Origin of the sequence: Pedobacter cryoconitis, from assembly GCF_014200595.1 — a bacterium.
GTDB classification, from domain to species: Bacteria; Bacteroidota; Bacteroidia; order Sphingobacteriales; family Sphingobacteriaceae; genus Pedobacter; species Pedobacter cryoconitis_C.
In genome coordinates, this window is sequence record NZ_JACHCG010000006.1 from 248,154 (window position 1) to 265,711 (window position 17,558).

Consider the following 17,558-nt stretch of genomic DNA (forward strand, 5'->3'; position numbering starts at 1 on the left):
TCGTTAATTATTTAAGTCTGATTTCACTTACACTACAGCCCTGAGGAACCATAGGGAATACATTATGTTCTTTACTTACCATCACTTCTAAAAGGAATGATCCCGGATGCTGTAGCATTTGTTCTAATGAACCAACCAGATCAGCACGTTCAGTAACTTTTTTGCCGGCGATATAATACGATTCAGCAAGTTTGACGAAATCAGGACTGGTAATGTCTACGAATGAGTAACGTTTCTCATTAAATAATTGCTGCCATTGGCGGACCATACCCAGGAACTGGTTATTCAGGATCAGAATTTTAACATCTACACCGAATTGCATAATCGTGCCTAATTCCTGTAATGTCATCTGGAATCCTCCGTCGCCAATTACCGCAACAACGGTACGGTTTGGCGCACCAAATTTAGCCCCTATAGCTGCTGGTAAACCAAAACCCATAGTTCCCAATCCACCACTGGTTACTGTAAGGCGGGTTGCATTCAGTTTCCCGTATCTGCAAGCTACCATCTGGTGCTGGCCTACATCACTTACAATGACTGCTTCGCCTTTGGTCAGTATGTTCAATTGATGAATAACTTCACCCATAGTTAACTCTCCGCTCTGCGGGTTTAATTCCGGCTGGATCAGTTCTTCTTTTTCAATTTTCTCATAAGCTTTGAATTCTGCTAACCAGCCTGCATGTGTTTTTTCAGTAATCAGCTTCGTTAATAAAGGAAGCGTCTCTTTACAATCTCCCCAAACAGGTACATCTGCTTTTACGTTTTTATCAATTTCTGCCGGGTCAATATCTAAATGGACAACTTTTGCCTGTTTTGCGTATTTATCCAGACGGCCTGTTACACGGTCATCAAAACGCATTCCGATGGCAATCAGTACATCACATGAATTGGTTTGTACGTTAGGGCCATAGTTACCGTGCATGCCCAGCATGCCTACATTCAATGGGTGATCTGTAGGAATTGCACCTGCACCTAAAATAGTCCAGGCAGCAGGGATTCCACTTTTTTCTACAAAAGCTTTGAATTCTTCTTCTGCATTACCTAGTGATACGCCTTGTCCAAAAAGGATAAATGGCTTTTTTGCACTATTGATTAAAGCGGCCGCCTGCTCAATATATTCATTTCTGATAATTGGTTTCGGGCGATAGCTTCTGATATGATTACAAGGAACATAACCTTCGTAATCAAATAATTGCATCTGTGCATTTTTGGTGATATCAATTAATACCGGCCCTGGTCTTCCGCTTCTGGCAATGTAAAATGCTTTGGCCAGTGCAGCAGGAATTTCACTGGCATCTGTTACCTGGTAGTTCCATTTAGTAACTGGTGTCGTGATATTGATTACATCAGTTTCCTGAAAGGCATCAGTTCCTAAAAGGTGCGCAAATACCTGCCCTGTAATACAAACTAAAGGTGTACTGTCTATTTGTGCATCAGCTAATCCGGTAACCAGGTTGGTTGCACCGGGGCCGCTGGTAGCGAAGACAACGCCGACTTTACCCGAAGTACGGGCAAAACCCTGAGCGGCGTGTGTAGCACCTTGCTCATGTCTTACTAATATGTGGTTTAACTTTTCTTTATAATCATAAATTGCGTCATAGATAGGCATGATCGCTCCGCCGGGATAACCGAAAATAGTCTCGGTTCCTTCAGCAATTAATCCTTCGAGTAAGGCTACCGAGCCTGTTACCTGCGTGGTCTTTTTGGGTTCTGCCAGCTTGGTCGTTACCTCTTGTGTAGTGTCCATTTTGTTCGCGTTTAAATTGGGGCTTAGGTTAATTAATCAGTGTAAGCATCAGTAACACAGCCTTCGCTCGCATTACTTACTTGTTTCAGGTATTTATAAAGGACGCCGCTTTTGACGGGTGGTGGTAACTGTTTCCACTCGGATCTTCTTTGTGCAAGTTCCTCGTCAGATATGTTTAATTGCAGGGTATTGTTGACTGCATCTATAGTGATAATATCGTTATCTCTAACCAATCCGATGTTTCCCCCATCCCAGGCTTCTGGTGTAATATGACCAACTACAAAACCATGCGTACCTCCTGAAAAACGTCCGTCTGTAATTAATGCCACTGATTTACCTAAACCTGCACCAATAATTGCAGAAGTTGGTTTGAGCATTTCCGGCATTCCCGGTGCTCCTTTTGGACCAACATTGGTAATGACAACTACGTCACCGCGTTGTACTTTGCCACTTTGAATTCCTGCGATCAGTTTTTGCTCTCCTTCAAATACGCGGGCAGGGCCTTCAAATTTTTCTCCTTCTTTACCGCTTATTTTTGCTACTGCACCTTTCTCAGCCAGGTTTCCATAAAGCATTTGTAAGTGACCGGTAGCTTTTAACGGGCTGGTTACCGGGAAAATGATTTTCTGCTTATCGAAATCAAGATCTGCTGCTTCAGCTACGTTTTCTGCTATGGTTTTACCAGTAACAGTGATGCAATCTCCGTGGATCAGGCCAACTTTTAACAGGTATTTTAATACTGCTGGTATGCCACCTATTTCATGGACATCTTCCATTAAATACTGACCACTTGGTTTTAGGTCGGCTAAAACAGGTGTGTTGTCACTGATATGCTGGAAGTCTTCTAATTTTAAGCTTAAGCCTACAGATTTTGCCATAGCGATTAAATGCAATACAGCATTTGTCGATCCGCCTAACACCATTACCGTTACAATTGCATTGTGAAATGCTTTGTCAGTCATTATATCTGAAGGAAGAATGTTGCGCTCTAACAGGACCCTGATTGCTTTTCCTGCGCGGAAACATTCGTCTTTCTTCTCATCACTTAGTGCCGGATAAGATGAACTGTATGGCAAACTCATTCCTAAGGCTTCAATTGCTGAGGCCATAGTATTTGCGGTATACATACCGCCACAAGCTCCCGCACCTGGACAGGTATGACGGATGATACCCTGATAATCTTCTTCTGATAAATTACCTGCTAATTTTTCTCCCAATGCTTCGAAAGCAGAGACTATATTTAATGATTTTCCTTTGTATTTTCCTGAGTGGATACTACCTCCATAAACCATAATCGAAGGTCTGTTCAAGCGTCCCATTGCCATGATCGAACCTGGCATATTTTTATCGCAGCCCGGAATAGTAATCAGGCCGTCGTAGTATTGTCCGCCACAAATTGTTTCAATGGAGTCTGCGATTACATCTCTGGAAACCAGTGAATAACGCATGCCATCTGTACCGTTTGACATGCCATCACTGACACCAATTGTACCGAAGGTTAAACCGACCATATCATTTTTCCACACGCCGTCTTTAACGATTTTAGCCAAATCGTTTAAGTGCATATTACAGGTGTTCCCATCATATCCCATGCTGGCAATACCCACCTGTGCTTTTTGCATATCTTCTGTGGTCAAACCAATACCATACAACATTGCTTGTGCGCCTGGTTGGGTAGGATCTTGTGTGAAAACTTTGCTGTAGCGGTTCAATTCTGGTGATTCTTGTGACATCTTATCTTTTTATAGGTTTATATGATTACTTCGTAGTTTTGTTTCTCTAATACTAATGCTTTATAAGTGCGCTGTATGGTTGCACCTAAGGTTTCTGTCCATATTGCAGGGAAAACTGCTTCATCTACAGAGGCAATACCGATAACTTCTGCTGCTGTTCCACAGAAGAAAGCACTGTCTGCATTTTTCAGGTCATCCACTGATAAGTGTTTTTCAATACATTCTATATCAAGTGTTTTACATAGCCTGATCACAGTTGCCCTGGTAATTCCTGCAAGGATATTTCCCAGTGGCGGAGTATATAGTTTGCCGTTTTTCTCGATGAAAATATTAGCTCCTGGTGCCTCAGCAATATTGTTATTCATATCCAGTAAAATAGCCTCATCAAAGCCTTTGCTTTTTGCTTCGGTAGTGGCCAATATTGAATTTATATAGTGTCCGCTGGCTTTAGCTTCTACGTGTGTAGATTTAGGATTTGGTCTTTGGTAGCTGGAAATACAAACCTTTTGCAATTGTGTTCCAAGGTATGCTCCCCATTCCCAGGCACAGATCATGATAGAAACTTCTGTTGCCGGTGATAAGGTCATGTTAGGTGCGCAATACACTAAAGGACGGATATAAGCGTCTTTTAATTTATTCTTTTCCAGTAGTTTGTAAGTCTGTTTAATCAGGTCGTTAATGTCAAACGGAAATGGAATATGCATCAGTTCCGCAGAACGCTTCAAACGTTCATAATGCTCTTTAGCTTTAAATATTCTGGTTCCATTGTGTGTATTGTACGCACGGATCCCTTCAAATACTGCATAGCCATAATGTAAAGATTGACTATACAAGCTTGTCTTGGCTTCCGGGGCTTTGATGAACTTCCCGTTTAGGTAAAGTACTGTGGCTGAATCGTAGTATTGCATTTTTTCTTGGTTTCGGTCGTTTGGTTTTACTCTTACTAAAAAAGCGCCTCTGTTGGGAGGCGCTTTCGGATATTTTTTTAGGTTAAATATTCATTTACAGCGCCTTACTCTCCTGAAGAATCAGCAGAATAATCAGGTTAATAATGACATTAATTTGCGCTTTGAATAAACCTTGCATTTTCTTGTATTTTATGTTTGCTTTATATAATTACAATTTAGTTTTTGCTTTACATACTGTCAATAGAAGAATGAAAATAAATGAAAAAAAATATAATGTATAAAATAGATTTTAATTCAATATAATATTTGGCTTAAAATAGGATTAACCTTTCTAAAACTGGTGTCTACTATACCAAATATGATATCGGTATTCGGTATAGGTTTTATGCTTGCATTATAATTTTGGAGAAATTCTGCTTAAAATGGGTAGGTGATTGAAAAATTTTAAAAAAAATGGATAAGAATTGAGGAGAAAAAATTAAATCTGAAACGATGTTTCTTGTTGGCAGAAAATCTCTGGAAAAAGAAATTTGTTTATGAATAGGTGTTTAATTAAAAAAAAAATAATTAATCAAGAATAAAAACATATCTTGGTTTGTAATTAAATATACTTGGTAATTAATAAATGAAGGAATTCGCTCTCAATCGAAGTTATGCTATGGTTTACGATCTGGAGACTCTTCCTGATCAACCATCTACTATGCAATGCGTAAGCATTGCGGAACAATATTCGGGAAACCGCCGTTTAAATATGTTTTAATGACCTGATAACATAAGGTATTATAGCATTCCAATAAAAAATTCAAATCTTAATATTTATTAAACATAATGAGAAAATATTTATGTCTGCTCTTAATAGGGCTTTTCTTTGTTGGTCAGGCTATTGCACAAACTTCTGGTGCAATAAAATATAATTCCCCTATTGGCCCGTCCCCAAACGCAGCATCGTTAGGTAAATATGGGGATATCTCCGTTTCTACTTATACAGGAGTACCAGATATAAAAATACCATTTTATGAAATAAAAGTGGGTACGAATACATTACCAATTGGGTTATCCTACCATGCAGGAGGTTTCAAAGTTAGTGATGAATCATCCTGGGTTGGTTTAGGCTGGTCACTGAATGCGGGTGGTGTTATTACCAGATCAAAAACGGCATATGATGATTTATCCGGTAAAGGGTATTTTAGAAGAGATATCAGTACTGATTTGGATGGTAATGATAAACAGCCAGACATGTTTTATTTTAATTTTGGTGGTTTTACCGGTAAGTTTATTATTGATCATTCTTCCGATCCTGGAAAATCCTATGTAATCCGCGTTTTATCTACTTATGATGACAGTAACCTGAAGATAGAATTGGTTAATGAAAAATCCTGGTTAATTACAGATAAATTTGGAAATAAGTATGAGTTTAATACAACAGAAATGCAGACTGACGGAGCAGTTGGTGCAGGAGTTAGCATTGATCCGGTGAGTAATAATTTATATGCTTCTTCTTGGTTTCTAGATAAAATTACATATACAAACGGAGAAGAGATTACATTTAATTATACACAAGGTTTATCAATTACACAAATACCTTTAATTAGTGATGGTTACCTGCAAGGACACGGAGGTGTTGTTCCTGGTTGTTATCAGCTTCCACCTTCTGTTACGATGTCCAGAATAACTTATAAGGCAGTAGTTAAAACACAAATTTTAACGGGTATATCTTTTCCTGGCGGTAAAGTTGATATCGGTACTATTTCAGATAGGGTTGATTTACTTGCTGACGGCGGGAAAGCTCCTAGAATTTCAAGTTTAAAAGTATATAGTAAAAACCAGACTGGTTTTGAGCTGATAAAGGAGTTTAATTTCTCTCAAAGTTATTTCTCGTCATCTTCAGCCGAAAACTATTTGTCTAAAAGGCTAAGGTTAGATAAAGTTTCAGAATCTGGTGTTTCTTCAAATGTCTCTCAGGATTATACATTTAACTATAATAGTATAACACTACCCAATAAGAATTCTTTTGATATGGATCATTGGGGATATTATAACGGGCCTAAAAATAATGAAACATTATATCAGTTCAGAAGTCCTAATGCGACCTACGTACAAGCTGGATTATTGGAAAGTATTATTTTTCCTACACAAGTTAAAACTTCGTTTACATATGAGATTAATGATTTCTCCAATTTAGGAACAAGTTTAGACTGGACTACGCCAAATAATAAAGGGATGCTTGGATCTGGAGTCCGGATTAGCAGAATCACAAATGGGAATACGTATATACCCGGTCTTATCTATAATGATAAGAGTTTTGAATATTCTTTAGACAATGGGAGATCAAGCGGAAAAATTATGTCAAATATCTTATATATCAGGGGATATACAACCATTATTAACGGTCCTATTTTTCCTCCAGGACCATGTCAGAATAGTTCGTCCTACGGAATGAGAGTTCAGATGACTGTTGCTTACTCAAATTCTGCTATTCCAATTAGTGGTGATGCGCAGGGTAATATTATCGGTTACGATCGGGTTTCAATAACAAATCTTGGTGGTACTCATAAAAATAGAACAACTCTGGAGTATCATAATTATTCTACTGCGACTACTGATTATTTTCCACTGGTTCCGGCAACAAATAATGGGCTGAATGGTCTTCTGAAGAAACAAACTGATTATCTGACAAAAACTTCCGGAGAATCTGTTATCAAGGAGGTGACCAATGAATACACCATTCAAAGATCAGGTTATACAAAAGGATTTGTTTTTGCGGCGGGTTTTTTCAAGAATACTGTTAGTACATATGATTATTATATCGCCAGTCAGTGGATAACCAAGGATAAAACAACTGAAAAAATTTTTGATGTCAATAATAATAGCGCATTCATCACAAAAGTTACGAACTATTCATTTGACCAGGTTAACAATCAAAAAATTGAAGAGAAACTAACCGATAGTAAAGGAGAAATTTTTTCAACTAAATTTTCATATCCCAAAGATATGGTCTTATCGGGTAATAGTATTCCTTATGCTGAGATGCAGCGACGGAATATGATTGGCTATATAATAGGAGTGGAGAAGTATAAAAATTCACTACTGTTAGATAAAATCTATAATGACTACACTGATAATCTTTCTGGCAATACAAATTTAATATTACCACAAGGAATAAGAAGTCAGCGGTTGTCTGGTGCCCCTGAGCAAAGGCTGACCTATAGCTCTTATGATAAAAAGGGTAATATATTGACTGTATCTTATGAAAGTGGTATCAAAACGGCTTATCTATGGAGTTACGACAGCCAATATCCCGTTGCAGAGATAAAAAATGCGACCTATTCACAAGTTCAGAGTGTTCTGGGGGCTGCTAGTATAGAGACTTTTAGTAATCTTTTTAATCCTGATAAAAGTACAATAGATACTTTCCTGGCGGGATTAAAATCAGGATTACCAGAAGCTGAGCTGACTACTTATTCTTATAAGCCTTTGGTTGGTTTAACAAGTCAAACTGATGTAAAAGGACAAACGACTTATTATGAGTATGATAGTTTTCAGCGTCTGAAAAATATAAAAGACCAAAATCAAAACTTAGTTAAAAATATACAATACAATTATGTGAGTAATGATAACCCCATATTTTCTAATGGGACAAGGAGTGTGACTTTCAGACGTAATAATTGTGAAGCTGGTAGTACAGGAAGTGAAGAGATATATGTGGTGCCGGCAGGAAAATTCAGTGCATCCACTAAGGAAGCTATGGAAGCTCTGGTGCAAGCTGATATAGACGCTAATGGACAGAATGAAGCGAATAGAGTTGGACGTTGTATCGTGCCTCCGCTTTGTGAAGGGGAAGATAAAAAAATAATTAATGGAGTTTGTGAGAGTGGCAATAGAGTTTATACTTCATCCATTCCAAAAAACAATAATACTTATGTCTGTTATTATCATTATGTGTTTTCAGACGGTAGTACAACAGCTACTCAGATGGAATCAGGGCATACGCAAGCATGTATTATAGAATGAGAATAATTGGGTTAGCGTTAAATTTCACATTGAATCAACAATAGATCACACAATTATTTTTATAAAATGAGACTTATGAAAAAGTATTTTAATAGTGTTTTATTCTTCTTAACATTATTTTTTTTAGGCACGGGGTTAAGCCAGGCACAAGAGAGTAATAAAACTCTGAGTAAATACAATGGGGAGGCAGAAATAAGAGCTAATGGAAGTGTAAGGCTGATCAGTGGATTTCATGTTCCTTCTGGCAGCTCTGTTCGCATTTTTACAAGAGCTAGTTTTCAGAACTGTGTACCTTATAGCAGCACTGCGACTAAGACACAGAATTTTATTAGTACAAGGATTTTTAAAAATCCAGGATTGACTCCTGAACAGACAGGATTGACACTTTGTGATGTCAATGAAACAATTCAATATTTTGATGGACTTACCAGACCACTGCAAACAGTAAAAGTGCAGGGCAGTCCGTCTGGTAAAGACGTAATTCAAATCTTTGCATATGATGAACTTGGGCGGGAAACAACTAAATATTTACCCTATACAAAATCTGGAGATAATGGTAGCTATCGTGCAGATCCCATATCTTCTGCGGGTGGCTTACAGGATTTTTATAACCCTTTTCCGAAAGGTGTTGACGGAACGCAGCAGGCTAATGGGGTAGTACGGATAAATGTTCCGTATGCGGACGTCATATTTGAGGCTTCTCCTTTAAATAGGATAAATGAACAAGGAGCTGCTGGAAGTGCGTGGAGCTTAAGTTCTGGACACACACAGAAAATAAGTTACGGATTTAACGATAACAACGAAGTTTTGGCGAATGGTTATGCTGTTCGTCTTTACAACGCTAATATAGTCACAACTGCTGGCGAAGAATATAAAAGGACTTTGTCATCAGATAAGCTTTATAGTGGCAATGTACTAAGCTTGACTATTACTAAAGACGAAAACTGGATATCAACAGATGGTAAAGCTAGTACAGTTGAGGAGTATAAAGACAAATTAGATCATCTTGTTTTAAAAAGATTGTTCAATAGAAAACCTGATAATACTTTAGAAGTACTTTCTACATATTATGTATATGATGATTTTGGAAATCTAAGTTTTGTTTTACCTCCGGGAAGTAATCCAGATGCGGGAAGCGTGGGCCAGGGAACGTTAGATGATTTTTGTTATCAGTATCGTTATGATGGAAGAAATAGACTTATCGAAAAAAAGATACCAGGAAAAGGTTGGGAGTTTATGGTTTATAATAAACTTGATCAGATAGTTTTTACGCAGGATGCTAATTTGTCTAAACAGAATCAATGGCTATTTACTAAATATGATGCTTTTGGAAGGGTTATCATTACTGGATTATATGCTAACAATGTTTTAAAAGGTCGGGTAGAATTACAAAATACAGTAGACAATCAATCTGTTAACAACCTTCCGTTATGGGAAAAGAGAGATAATTCAAATAGTAATGGATTGTGGACAGGATATAGTAATTCAAGTTTGCCTGTTGATAATATTGTAAGTTATTATAATATAAACTATTATGGCGATTACGATTTTGCTGGTAATACTTTTGGGAAACCTGTATCGGGGCAGGTTGACGGTTTGCGTGTTAAGTCATTGTTAACCGGCGTAAAAACAAATATCCTAAAAACAAATGGCGCAGAATTTTCTGCCCAAAATATGTTGCTTACTGCTAAGTATTATGATAATGAAGGGCGCGTTACTCAAGTCAAAAGTAAAAATCATTTGAAAGGGGAAGATATAGTTAATAACATTTACAACTTTGTTGGAGAATTAATTACCAGTGAACGTAAACATACTATTGCAAATAGCAGTGTTACGACAATTGTCAGCCGCTATGAATATGATCATACTGGAAACAAACTCGCAGTAATGGAGAGTATTAATGGTGCAAATGAGATTGTAATGAGCAAGTTTGATTATAATGAACTTGGGCAAAAGATAAAGAAAAGTTTGCATAGCACTGATGGGGGTAGTAATTTTCTCCAAAAAACTGATTTTAATTATAATGAAAGAGGTTGGTTAAAGAGTAGTCTTTCTAATGAATTTAGTATTCGGCTGAATTATAATGACGGTGATCTACCTCAATATAATGGTAATATATCCAATCAACTATGGACTGCAGGGGCAATTCCAAATACTAATTCTTTTAGTTATACCTATGATAAAATAAATCGTTTATTGAGGGGGATCAGCACTGGAGTTGTTATGTCAGAAAATTTGACTTATGATCTGATGGGTAATATAGCAACTCTAAGACGTGATAATCAAACTGGAACCTATAACTATAGTGGAAATCAATTAACAAGTATTTCTGATGGTATCCATCCTGCTGTTATTTATGCTTATGATGCAAATGGTAATTTAACTTCGGATGGCATGAATGGTATGTCTTTAAGTTATAATTCACTTAACCTGCCAATTTTAGCCAGTAAAACAGGAGTAAGTGTGAGTTATCAATATGATGCTGCGGGTAATAAGTTAAGCAAAATGTCTGTAAATAATAATATTACTTCAATAAGGAACTATATTCAGGGTATAGAATATAATGGGACTACTATTGATATAATTCATACTGAAGAAGGATTGGCTCAAAATAATGGAGGCACATATAATTATCAGTATAATTTGACTGATAATTTGGGTAATGTCCGTTATAGTTTCCAGCAGCATCCTGAAAGCAAGTTAATTGATCGTTTACAAAGTGATGATTATTACCCTTTTGGATTGCGTAAATCATCAGGAGCAGTTGTATCTTTAAACAATAAGTATTTATATAATGGGAAGGAATTGCAGGACGAGCTTGGGCAATATGATTATGGGGCACGATTCTATGATCCTGTGATAGGACGATGGAGCGTGATCGACCCATTAGCAGAAAAAGCAAGAAGGTGGAGTCCATATGTTTATGGAGATAATAATCCTATTATGAATATTGATCCAGATGGAATGCAAACTCAAAATTGTTGTGGGGGTTTCTTTGGGGCAGTAAAGCAAGGTTATTTTGATTACTTTAGTAATATTGGTAATGCTGTTGCACACCCAATAAATACGGCAACATCAATATTAACTTCAAAGGAAGCTTGGAAAACGTCAATATTAGATGCTTCTACATTTGGAAGTTATAGTTCGGCTAATACTTTAATGAATTTAAGCAGTAGTGTCGGTTCTGCGTTTGGTGGAGATGGAAGACCTTTAGGCCTTATGACTGGAACTGGATTGGGGAATTTAACAATAGGGCTTTTAACAGAAGGTGCTAGTAAAGGTTTAAATGCTGCCATTGGAAAAAATTTATCAAATATTTCTAATTTATATCATTCAACAACTAATGTAAATGCCACATACAGTATTTTAAATGAAGGAATAAATCCAGCTTATTTTAATTCTGCTTCTAGATTTGGAAAAGGCTTCTATATGTCTAATGATATTTCTACATCGGCTGCAGAATTATCGTATCATGGGTCAACTGTTGCAAATACAATAAACTTTAGTTTAGAGGGTGGATCATATCTTAATGCTACAAGCCCAGTTATGAGTTTTGGTGTTCAATATACTCCTGGCTTAATATCAGGTGCAGCTAAAACACTTGGTTATGATGGTGTAATGTACAATTCATTACGTGGGAATGGAATAAATGCAGTTCAATTTAAAAATTTTGGAAATTTGACAAATGGTACAATCGTTCGCTGATAATAACCTGGTCAATATAAGGCTGAGGGTAACACGTGTTTATACGCTAAAAGGAATAAAATATCTTTATAGGTTAAGTGATATGGTATATGGAGAATGGCTCATCTATAAAGATGGAAAACCTTTTTTTTATTTTAATATTTTTGATGATGATTACAAAGATATTAAAGATGAAATTGGTGGTGATGTAGAAAATTATCTTCGAATCAAGCTAATTCAAGCAGGAAAAGAATGGTCTTTAAAACAATATATCTTTGGAATACCAAGCTCTGGAACATTTGATGAGCAAATTAATATAGAAAAGCTGCCTAAGAATTTTTTGGTGAACAAATAATTTTGTTTTTTTTAGAGAGTGAATGATCATAGTAAGATTTGTTCATCAGTTTTACTTTTAATAATTACTGGTCCATCTTCTAAAGTTGAAATAATAGGAGCATAGTCTCACAAAATCTGAAAAGGTCGCATAGTATCTGGTGTAGTAACTACTGTCAATTCGCTTTTGAAGACTTTTTTTCTGGTGTTAATATTTCTAATATCATATGTGAGTATATACATTTTAATTATGCTTTTGCTATATGGGCCTGTTCAACCTTTAAAAGAATCTGGGAGAAGGTATGTTAGAAGATTATAAGTGGCGGAAAAATTATCTGAGGAAGTATTGAAAGACAAATAAACACAGGATTATGAACATTAATTTTTTTTTAATAGGATCTCTTTTCTTGATATTGGGAATTTTTTTTATGACAAGAAGTAAGTTTTATAAATATAAGCCTGATGACATGCTTTTTGCAGCAACGCTTAAAGCTTTTCTTGGAGCCGCATTGATAGCATTAGTTGGAGTAATGATCCTATTTAATGAAATCAAAAAAATGATACATTAAATAAATGCTAGATCATTATATGATACCAATAAAATTTACTTGATAAATAATCTCATATGGGAACCGGAAATATAAATACTTTTTCTTGGTTTGATGCTGGTCTTAGTTAATGCCTGACTAATCAATGAAAAAAAGTGTAAATTTAAGTGTTAATGATTTCTGTACGTAAATGAACAATGGTTGTTCATTTACGTACAGAAATTTCATTTCGTAACCATGGTTTGCCGCTTACAGTTTGTTTTATCCGTGTTTTGAGGCTGGCATAAAGTTAGTGTCTTCTGGTTTTAACTGGTATCTTACCATAGCAAGCCAACATGTATAAACTTACACTTAAAATCGCCTGGCGGAATCTTTGGAAGAATAAAGTCTTTTCGCTGATCAATATTGGCGGGCTGGCCATCGGGCTCGCCAGTTGTTTGCTGTTATTATTATATGTGAACTACGAATGGAGCTTCGATAAGCAGTTTCAGAATATTGACCGCATATATTCTGTGTATGAAAATGACAGGATGAGTGATAAGGTGACAACCAATCGTGCCTATTGTACGCCCAGTCAGCTTGCGGCTACTGCTATGCAAACCATACCAGGAATTGAATATACATGTCGTTTAGCTGAGAGCGGCGGGCTTTTCAGGTATAAGGAGAATAGCTTCAATAAAAAAATTATCTATACTGATCCTTCTTTCCTTCAACTATTCGACTATGAGTTTATCAAAGGAAATCCTGCAACTGCTTTAACGGCACCTTCTTCCATATTGATTACAGAAGAAACGGCCAGGGTGTTTTTCGGAGATGAAGAGCCTGTAGGTAAAACCATAAAATTTGATAACCGTGTTCCGCTAATCGTTACTGCGGTCATTAAGAAATTATCAGCGAATCAAAGTCATCAGTTTGATATGTTGATGTCCTGGTCTTTATTGGAAAAGGAACGGCCCTACTTTACACGTATGGATTGGAGTGACGGTGCTTTAAATACGCTTATCCAACTGAAAGACAAAAGTTCATTTGCGGCTGCGGATGCACAAATGAGAAAAATATTTATGCAGAAACAAAATGGAGATAAATACATTGAGTTTTTTCTTTTCCCGTTTGAGAAAAATCATTTATATAACTCTTTTGAAAATGGTAAGTTGGTTGGCGGTGGTATTGATCAGGTGAGGTTATATTTGGCGCTGGCCGGCTGCGTATTGTTTATTGGCTGTATAAATTATATGAATCTTTCTACTGCGCGTTCTGAAAAAAGAGCCAGAGAGGTGGGGGTTCGTAAAACGCTGGGATCATCCAGAAACGCGATAGCATGGCAGTTCTTAATAGAATCTCTATTGTTATCTTTTTTTGCAATGGTGCTCGCATTTATTCTGCTGGAAATTTCATTACCCTGGTTTAATGATCTTCTAGGTATCCATATCGCTGTCGATTATCATTCTTATGGTATCTGGGTGGCACTGATTCTGCTGATTATCAATACAGGTTTGCTTGCAGGAAGCTATCCTTCATTTTATTTGTCTTCATTTATTCCTGTTAAAGTATTGAAAGGGTTCAGTGGAGCGGGCAAAACTTCTTTACCTATGCGTAAAGTATTGGTGGTTCTTCAGTTTGGGTTTTCTATATGTATGATTGTGTGCGCAATAGTCGTACATAATCAGATGCAGTATATGAACACCAAGCCTCTGGGTTTTAATAAAGATAACCTGGTTCAGTTATGGAGATCAGGAACTTTAAGAGATCACCATAAGTTGGATCTTTTTAAAGGTGAATTGATTAAATCTGGTGCAATAGTCGCGGCGACAGAAACAGCCAACGGAGTGACAAACAATTCTGTGAGTACAGAGAAAATAGGATGGCCTGGCCAACAGAAAAACGAACAGATAAAAATGCAGCTCCATTTTTCTGGTTATGATTTTACGCAAACTATTGGTTCTAAAATACTTTTGGGGCGTGATTTTAACCGTGCTTTTGCTAGTGATTCTTTAGCTGTTGTACTGAATGAGACTGCGGTGAAAACTATGAATCTTAAAAATCCAATCGGTGCTCAAATCAGGAATGGGGACTGGGGGCAGACTTTTACAGTTATTGGTGTGATGAAGGATTACATCTATTCCTCTTTAGGGACAAAGGTGGAATCTGTATTATATTTTTATACGGAAAAAGATAATGCTGATATGCTTGTACTGCGTCTTAATCCTGCGGTCAATATAACCCAAGCTATAGAAAAGATAAAGGCATTGAGTCAGAAACTTAACCCCGATTATCCTTTTGAAATGACTTTTGTTAATCAGCAAATGGCAGAAAAGCTCCATGATGAAAAGGTTTTAAGCATGCTGTCCAATGTGTTTGGTGGTTTCGCTATTTTCATCTCCTGCCTTGGCTTACTTGGCTTAGCGTTATATATGGCGGAGCAGCGAAGTAAAGAAATCAGTATCCGTAAAGTGCTGGGAGCAGATATGAAAAATATACTGATTCTTTTGAATAAGGATTTTATTAAACTGGTGATTATCTCCAATTTGATTTCGATTCCTGTGGCTTATATTTTAGCAGTCAAATGGCTGCAAAAGTATGATTATAAGATAGAAATTAGTTACTGGCCTTTTTTAACGGCATTGATATTATCTGTATTGATTGCAATACTGTCTGTGAGCCTGCAGACTTTTAAGGTGGCGAAAGCAAACCCTGTGGATGCGTTAAAGTATGAATAGGGCATAAAAAAAGAGAGTGCCCTTTTGGAGCACTCTCTTTTGATAATTTATGATTAAATATTAAGCTACACCCTCAGCTAAAACAATAATCTTGTTCTTTAAAACCTCTACAACGCCACCTTTAATAATAAAGATTTGTTCATCAGTTTTGCTTTTAATAATTACTGGTCCATCTTCTAAAGTTGAAATAATAGGAGCATGGTCTCTCAAAATTTGAAAAGATCCCATCGTTCCTGGTACAGTAACTGCTGTAACTTCGCCTTCGAAGACTTTTTTATCTGGTGTTAATATTTCTAATGTCATATGTTGAGTGTATACGCTTTAATTAAGCGTTTGCTTCAGCTAATAGTTTCTTTCCTTTTTCAATTGCATCATCGATGCCACCTACTAAGTTAAATGCAGCTTCAGGGTATTCATCAACTTCACCATCCATAATCATGTTAAATGCTTTGATGGTTTCTTTAATGTCAACCAATACACCTTTTAAGCCTGTAAATTGCTCAGCTACGTGGAAAGGTTGTGACAAGAAACGTTGAACACGACGTGCACGGTGAACGATTAATTTATCTTCTTCAGATAATTCATCCATACCTAAAATCGCGATGATATCCTGTAACTCTTTGTAACGTTGTAAAATTTCTTTCACACGTTGTGCAGTGTTATAGTGCTCATCTCCTAAAATAGCTGGAGAAAGGATACGTGATGTAGAATCCAGTGGATCTACAGCAGGGTAAATACCTAGCTCAGAAATTTTACGTGATAATACTGTTGTTGCATCTAAGTGGGCAAACGTTGTAGCCGGAGCCGGGTCAGTTAAATCATCCGCAGGTACATAAACTGCTTGTACGGAAGTAATTGATCCACGTTTAGTTGAAGTAATACGTTCTTGCATTAATCCCATCTCTGTTGCCAGAGTTGGTTGGTAACCTACCGCAGAAGGCATACGGCCTAAAAGTGCCGATACTTCAGAACCTGCCTGAGTGAAACGGAAGATGTTATCAACGAAGAAAAGGATATCTTTTCCAGCGCCTTCTCCATCACCATCACGGAAATATTCAGCTACAGTTAATCCTGATAGAGCTACACGGGCACGTGCTCCAGGAGGCTCGTTCATTTGACCGAAAACCAATGTTGCTTTAGATTCTTTTAATTTCTCTGTATCAACTTTGCTTAAGTCCCATCCACCTTTTTCCATTGAATGAAGGAATTCATCACCATAGTTGATTACACCAGACTCAATGAACTCACGTAAAAGGTCATTTCCTTCACGTGTACGCTCACCAACACCTGCGAATACTGATAAACCAGCATATGCTTTCGCAATGTTGTTTACCAATTCCATGATTAATACAGTTTTACCTACACCTGCACCACCAAATAATCCGATTTTACCACCTTTAACATAAGGCTCTAATAAATCGATTACTTTGATACCTGTATAAAGTACTTCTGATTCTGTTGACAGTTCATCGAAACGTGGAGGGGCGTTGTGAATAGATTTACCGCCAGTTTTATCAACTGCGTTAATTCCATCAATAGCTTCACCTACAACATTGAATAAACGACCCTTGATTTGATCACCAATAGGCATTTTGATAGGAGAGCCAGTATCAACTGCGGCCATTCCACGTACTAAACCATCAGTCGAGTCCATTGCAATTGCACGGACACGGTCTTCACCAAGATGTTGTTGAACTTCTAAAACGATCTTCTGTCCGTTTTCTTTTTCAATCTCTAATGCAGAGAAGATTTGAGGTAAATGAGCATCGTCAGCAAAACTCACGTCTACTACCGGTCCTATAATCTGCGCTATTTTTCCAATGTTAGGCATATATTGTTTTTGGTAAAATTATAAATATCAAATTGTTAAAGGCCGT

General features: G+C 37.0%; 10 protein-coding genes. 5 read left to right on the forward strand and 5 right to left on the reverse strand.

The features are described 5' to 3' along the window. Positions 1–7: 7 nt before the first annotated feature. The 3 genes from ilvB to HDE70_RS25540 are packed head-to-tail and all read right to left on the reverse strand — an operon-like array spanning position 8 to position 4,388. Positions 8–1,747, reverse strand: a complete 1,740-nt coding sequence (gene ilvB, locus HDE70_RS25530) for a biosynthetic-type acetolactate synthase large subunit (RefSeq protein ID WP_183892220.1) — start codon at positions 1,745–1,747, stop codon at positions 8–10. A gap of 32 nt (positions 1,748–1,779) precedes the next feature. Further along, complete coding sequence (gene ilvD, locus HDE70_RS25535) at positions 1,780–3,480, reverse strand: dihydroxy-acid dehydratase (RefSeq protein ID WP_183892221.1); 1,701 nt, start codon at positions 3,478–3,480, stop codon at positions 1,780–1,782. Positions 3,481–3,497: 17 nt separating this feature from the next. After that, positions 3,498–4,388 carry a branched-chain amino acid transaminase gene (locus tag HDE70_RS25540; protein ID WP_183892222.1) on the reverse strand — a complete coding sequence of 297 codons (891 nt, stop codon included), beginning with the start codon at positions 4,386–4,388 and terminating at the stop codon, positions 3,498–3,500. 828 nt (positions 4,389–5,216) lie between these two features. Here HDE70_RS25540 and HDE70_RS25545 point away from each other — a divergent pair. The 5 genes from HDE70_RS25545 to HDE70_RS25565 all read left to right on the forward strand — a co-directional run bounded on the left by HDE70_RS25545 (position 5,217) and on the right by HDE70_RS25565 (position 15,681). Next, entirely contained in the window at positions 5,217–8,399 is a 3,183-nt protein-coding gene (locus HDE70_RS25545) for a DUF5977 domain-containing protein (protein WP_183892223.1), read from the forward strand. A gap of 75 nt (positions 8,400–8,474) precedes the next feature. Beyond that, a complete protein-coding gene (locus tag HDE70_RS25550; RefSeq protein ID WP_183892224.1) occupies positions 8,475–12,104 on the forward strand; it encodes a DUF6443 domain-containing protein in 3,630 nt (1,209 codons plus the stop codon). 82 nt (positions 12,105–12,186) lie between these two features. After that, positions 12,187–12,438, forward strand: a complete 252-nt coding sequence (locus tag HDE70_RS25555; protein ID WP_183892225.1) for a hypothetical protein — start codon at positions 12,187–12,189, stop codon at positions 12,436–12,438. 349 nt (positions 12,439–12,787) lie between these two features. Further along, positions 12,788–12,985, forward strand: coding sequence for a hypothetical protein (locus tag HDE70_RS25560; RefSeq protein WP_183892226.1), 198 nt, complete (start codon positions 12,788–12,790; stop codon positions 12,983–12,985). A 314-nt stretch (positions 12,986–13,299) separates the two neighbouring features. Continuing rightward, positions 13,300–15,681 (forward strand): ABC transporter permease, encoded by a 2,382-nt coding sequence (locus tag HDE70_RS25565; RefSeq protein WP_183892227.1) that lies wholly within the window; start codon positions 13,300–13,302, stop codon positions 15,679–15,681. Between the two features lie 60 nt (positions 15,682–15,741). Here HDE70_RS25565 and atpC read toward each other — a convergent pair whose 3' ends face one another. Beyond that, the gene (gene atpC, locus HDE70_RS25570) at positions 15,742–15,984 is read right to left on the reverse strand and encodes an ATP synthase F1 subunit epsilon (RefSeq protein ID WP_111634551.1); all 243 of its coding nucleotides are present in this window, start codon (positions 15,982–15,984) and stop codon (positions 15,742–15,744) included. A gap of 22 nt (positions 15,985–16,006) precedes the next feature. After that, the gene (gene atpD / locus HDE70_RS25575) at positions 16,007–17,512 is read right to left on the reverse strand and encodes a F0F1 ATP synthase subunit beta (protein WP_068406747.1); all 1,506 of its coding nucleotides are present in this window, start codon (positions 17,510–17,512) and stop codon (positions 16,007–16,009) included. Positions 17,513–17,558: the final 46 nt, after the last annotated feature.

Coding starts and splice junctions, on each gene's coding strand:
- ilvB (WP_183892220.1), bottom strand. CDS start 1,747: ATGGACACTACACAAGAGGTAACGACCAAGCTGGCAGAACCCAAAAAG.
- ilvD (WP_183892221.1), bottom strand. CDS start 3,480: ATGTCACAAGAATCACCAGAATTGAACCGCTACAGCAAAGTTTTCACA.
- HDE70_RS25540 (WP_183892222.1), bottom strand. CDS start 4,388: ATGCAATACTACGATTCAGCCACAGTACTTTACCTAAACGGGAAGTTC.
- HDE70_RS25545 (WP_183892223.1), top strand. CDS start 5,217: ATGAGAAAATATTTATGTCTGCTCTTAATAGGGCTTTTCTTTGTTGGT.
- HDE70_RS25550 (WP_183892224.1), top strand. CDS start 8,475: ATGAAAAAGTATTTTAATAGTGTTTTATTCTTCTTAACATTATTTTTT.
- HDE70_RS25555 (WP_183892225.1), top strand. CDS start 12,187: ATGGTATATGGAGAATGGCTCATCTATAAAGATGGAAAACCTTTTTTT.
- HDE70_RS25560 (WP_183892226.1), top strand. CDS start 12,788: ATGAACATTAATTTTTTTTTAATAGGATCTCTTTTCTTGATATTGGGA.
- HDE70_RS25565 (WP_183892227.1), top strand. CDS start 13,300: ATGTATAAACTTACACTTAAAATCGCCTGGCGGAATCTTTGGAAGAAT.
- atpC (WP_111634551.1), bottom strand. CDS start 15,984: ATGACATTAGAAATATTAACACCAGATAAAAAAGTCTTCGAAGGCGAA.
- atpD (WP_068406747.1), bottom strand. CDS start 17,512: ATGCCTAACATTGGAAAAATAGCGCAGATTATAGGACCGGTAGTAGAC.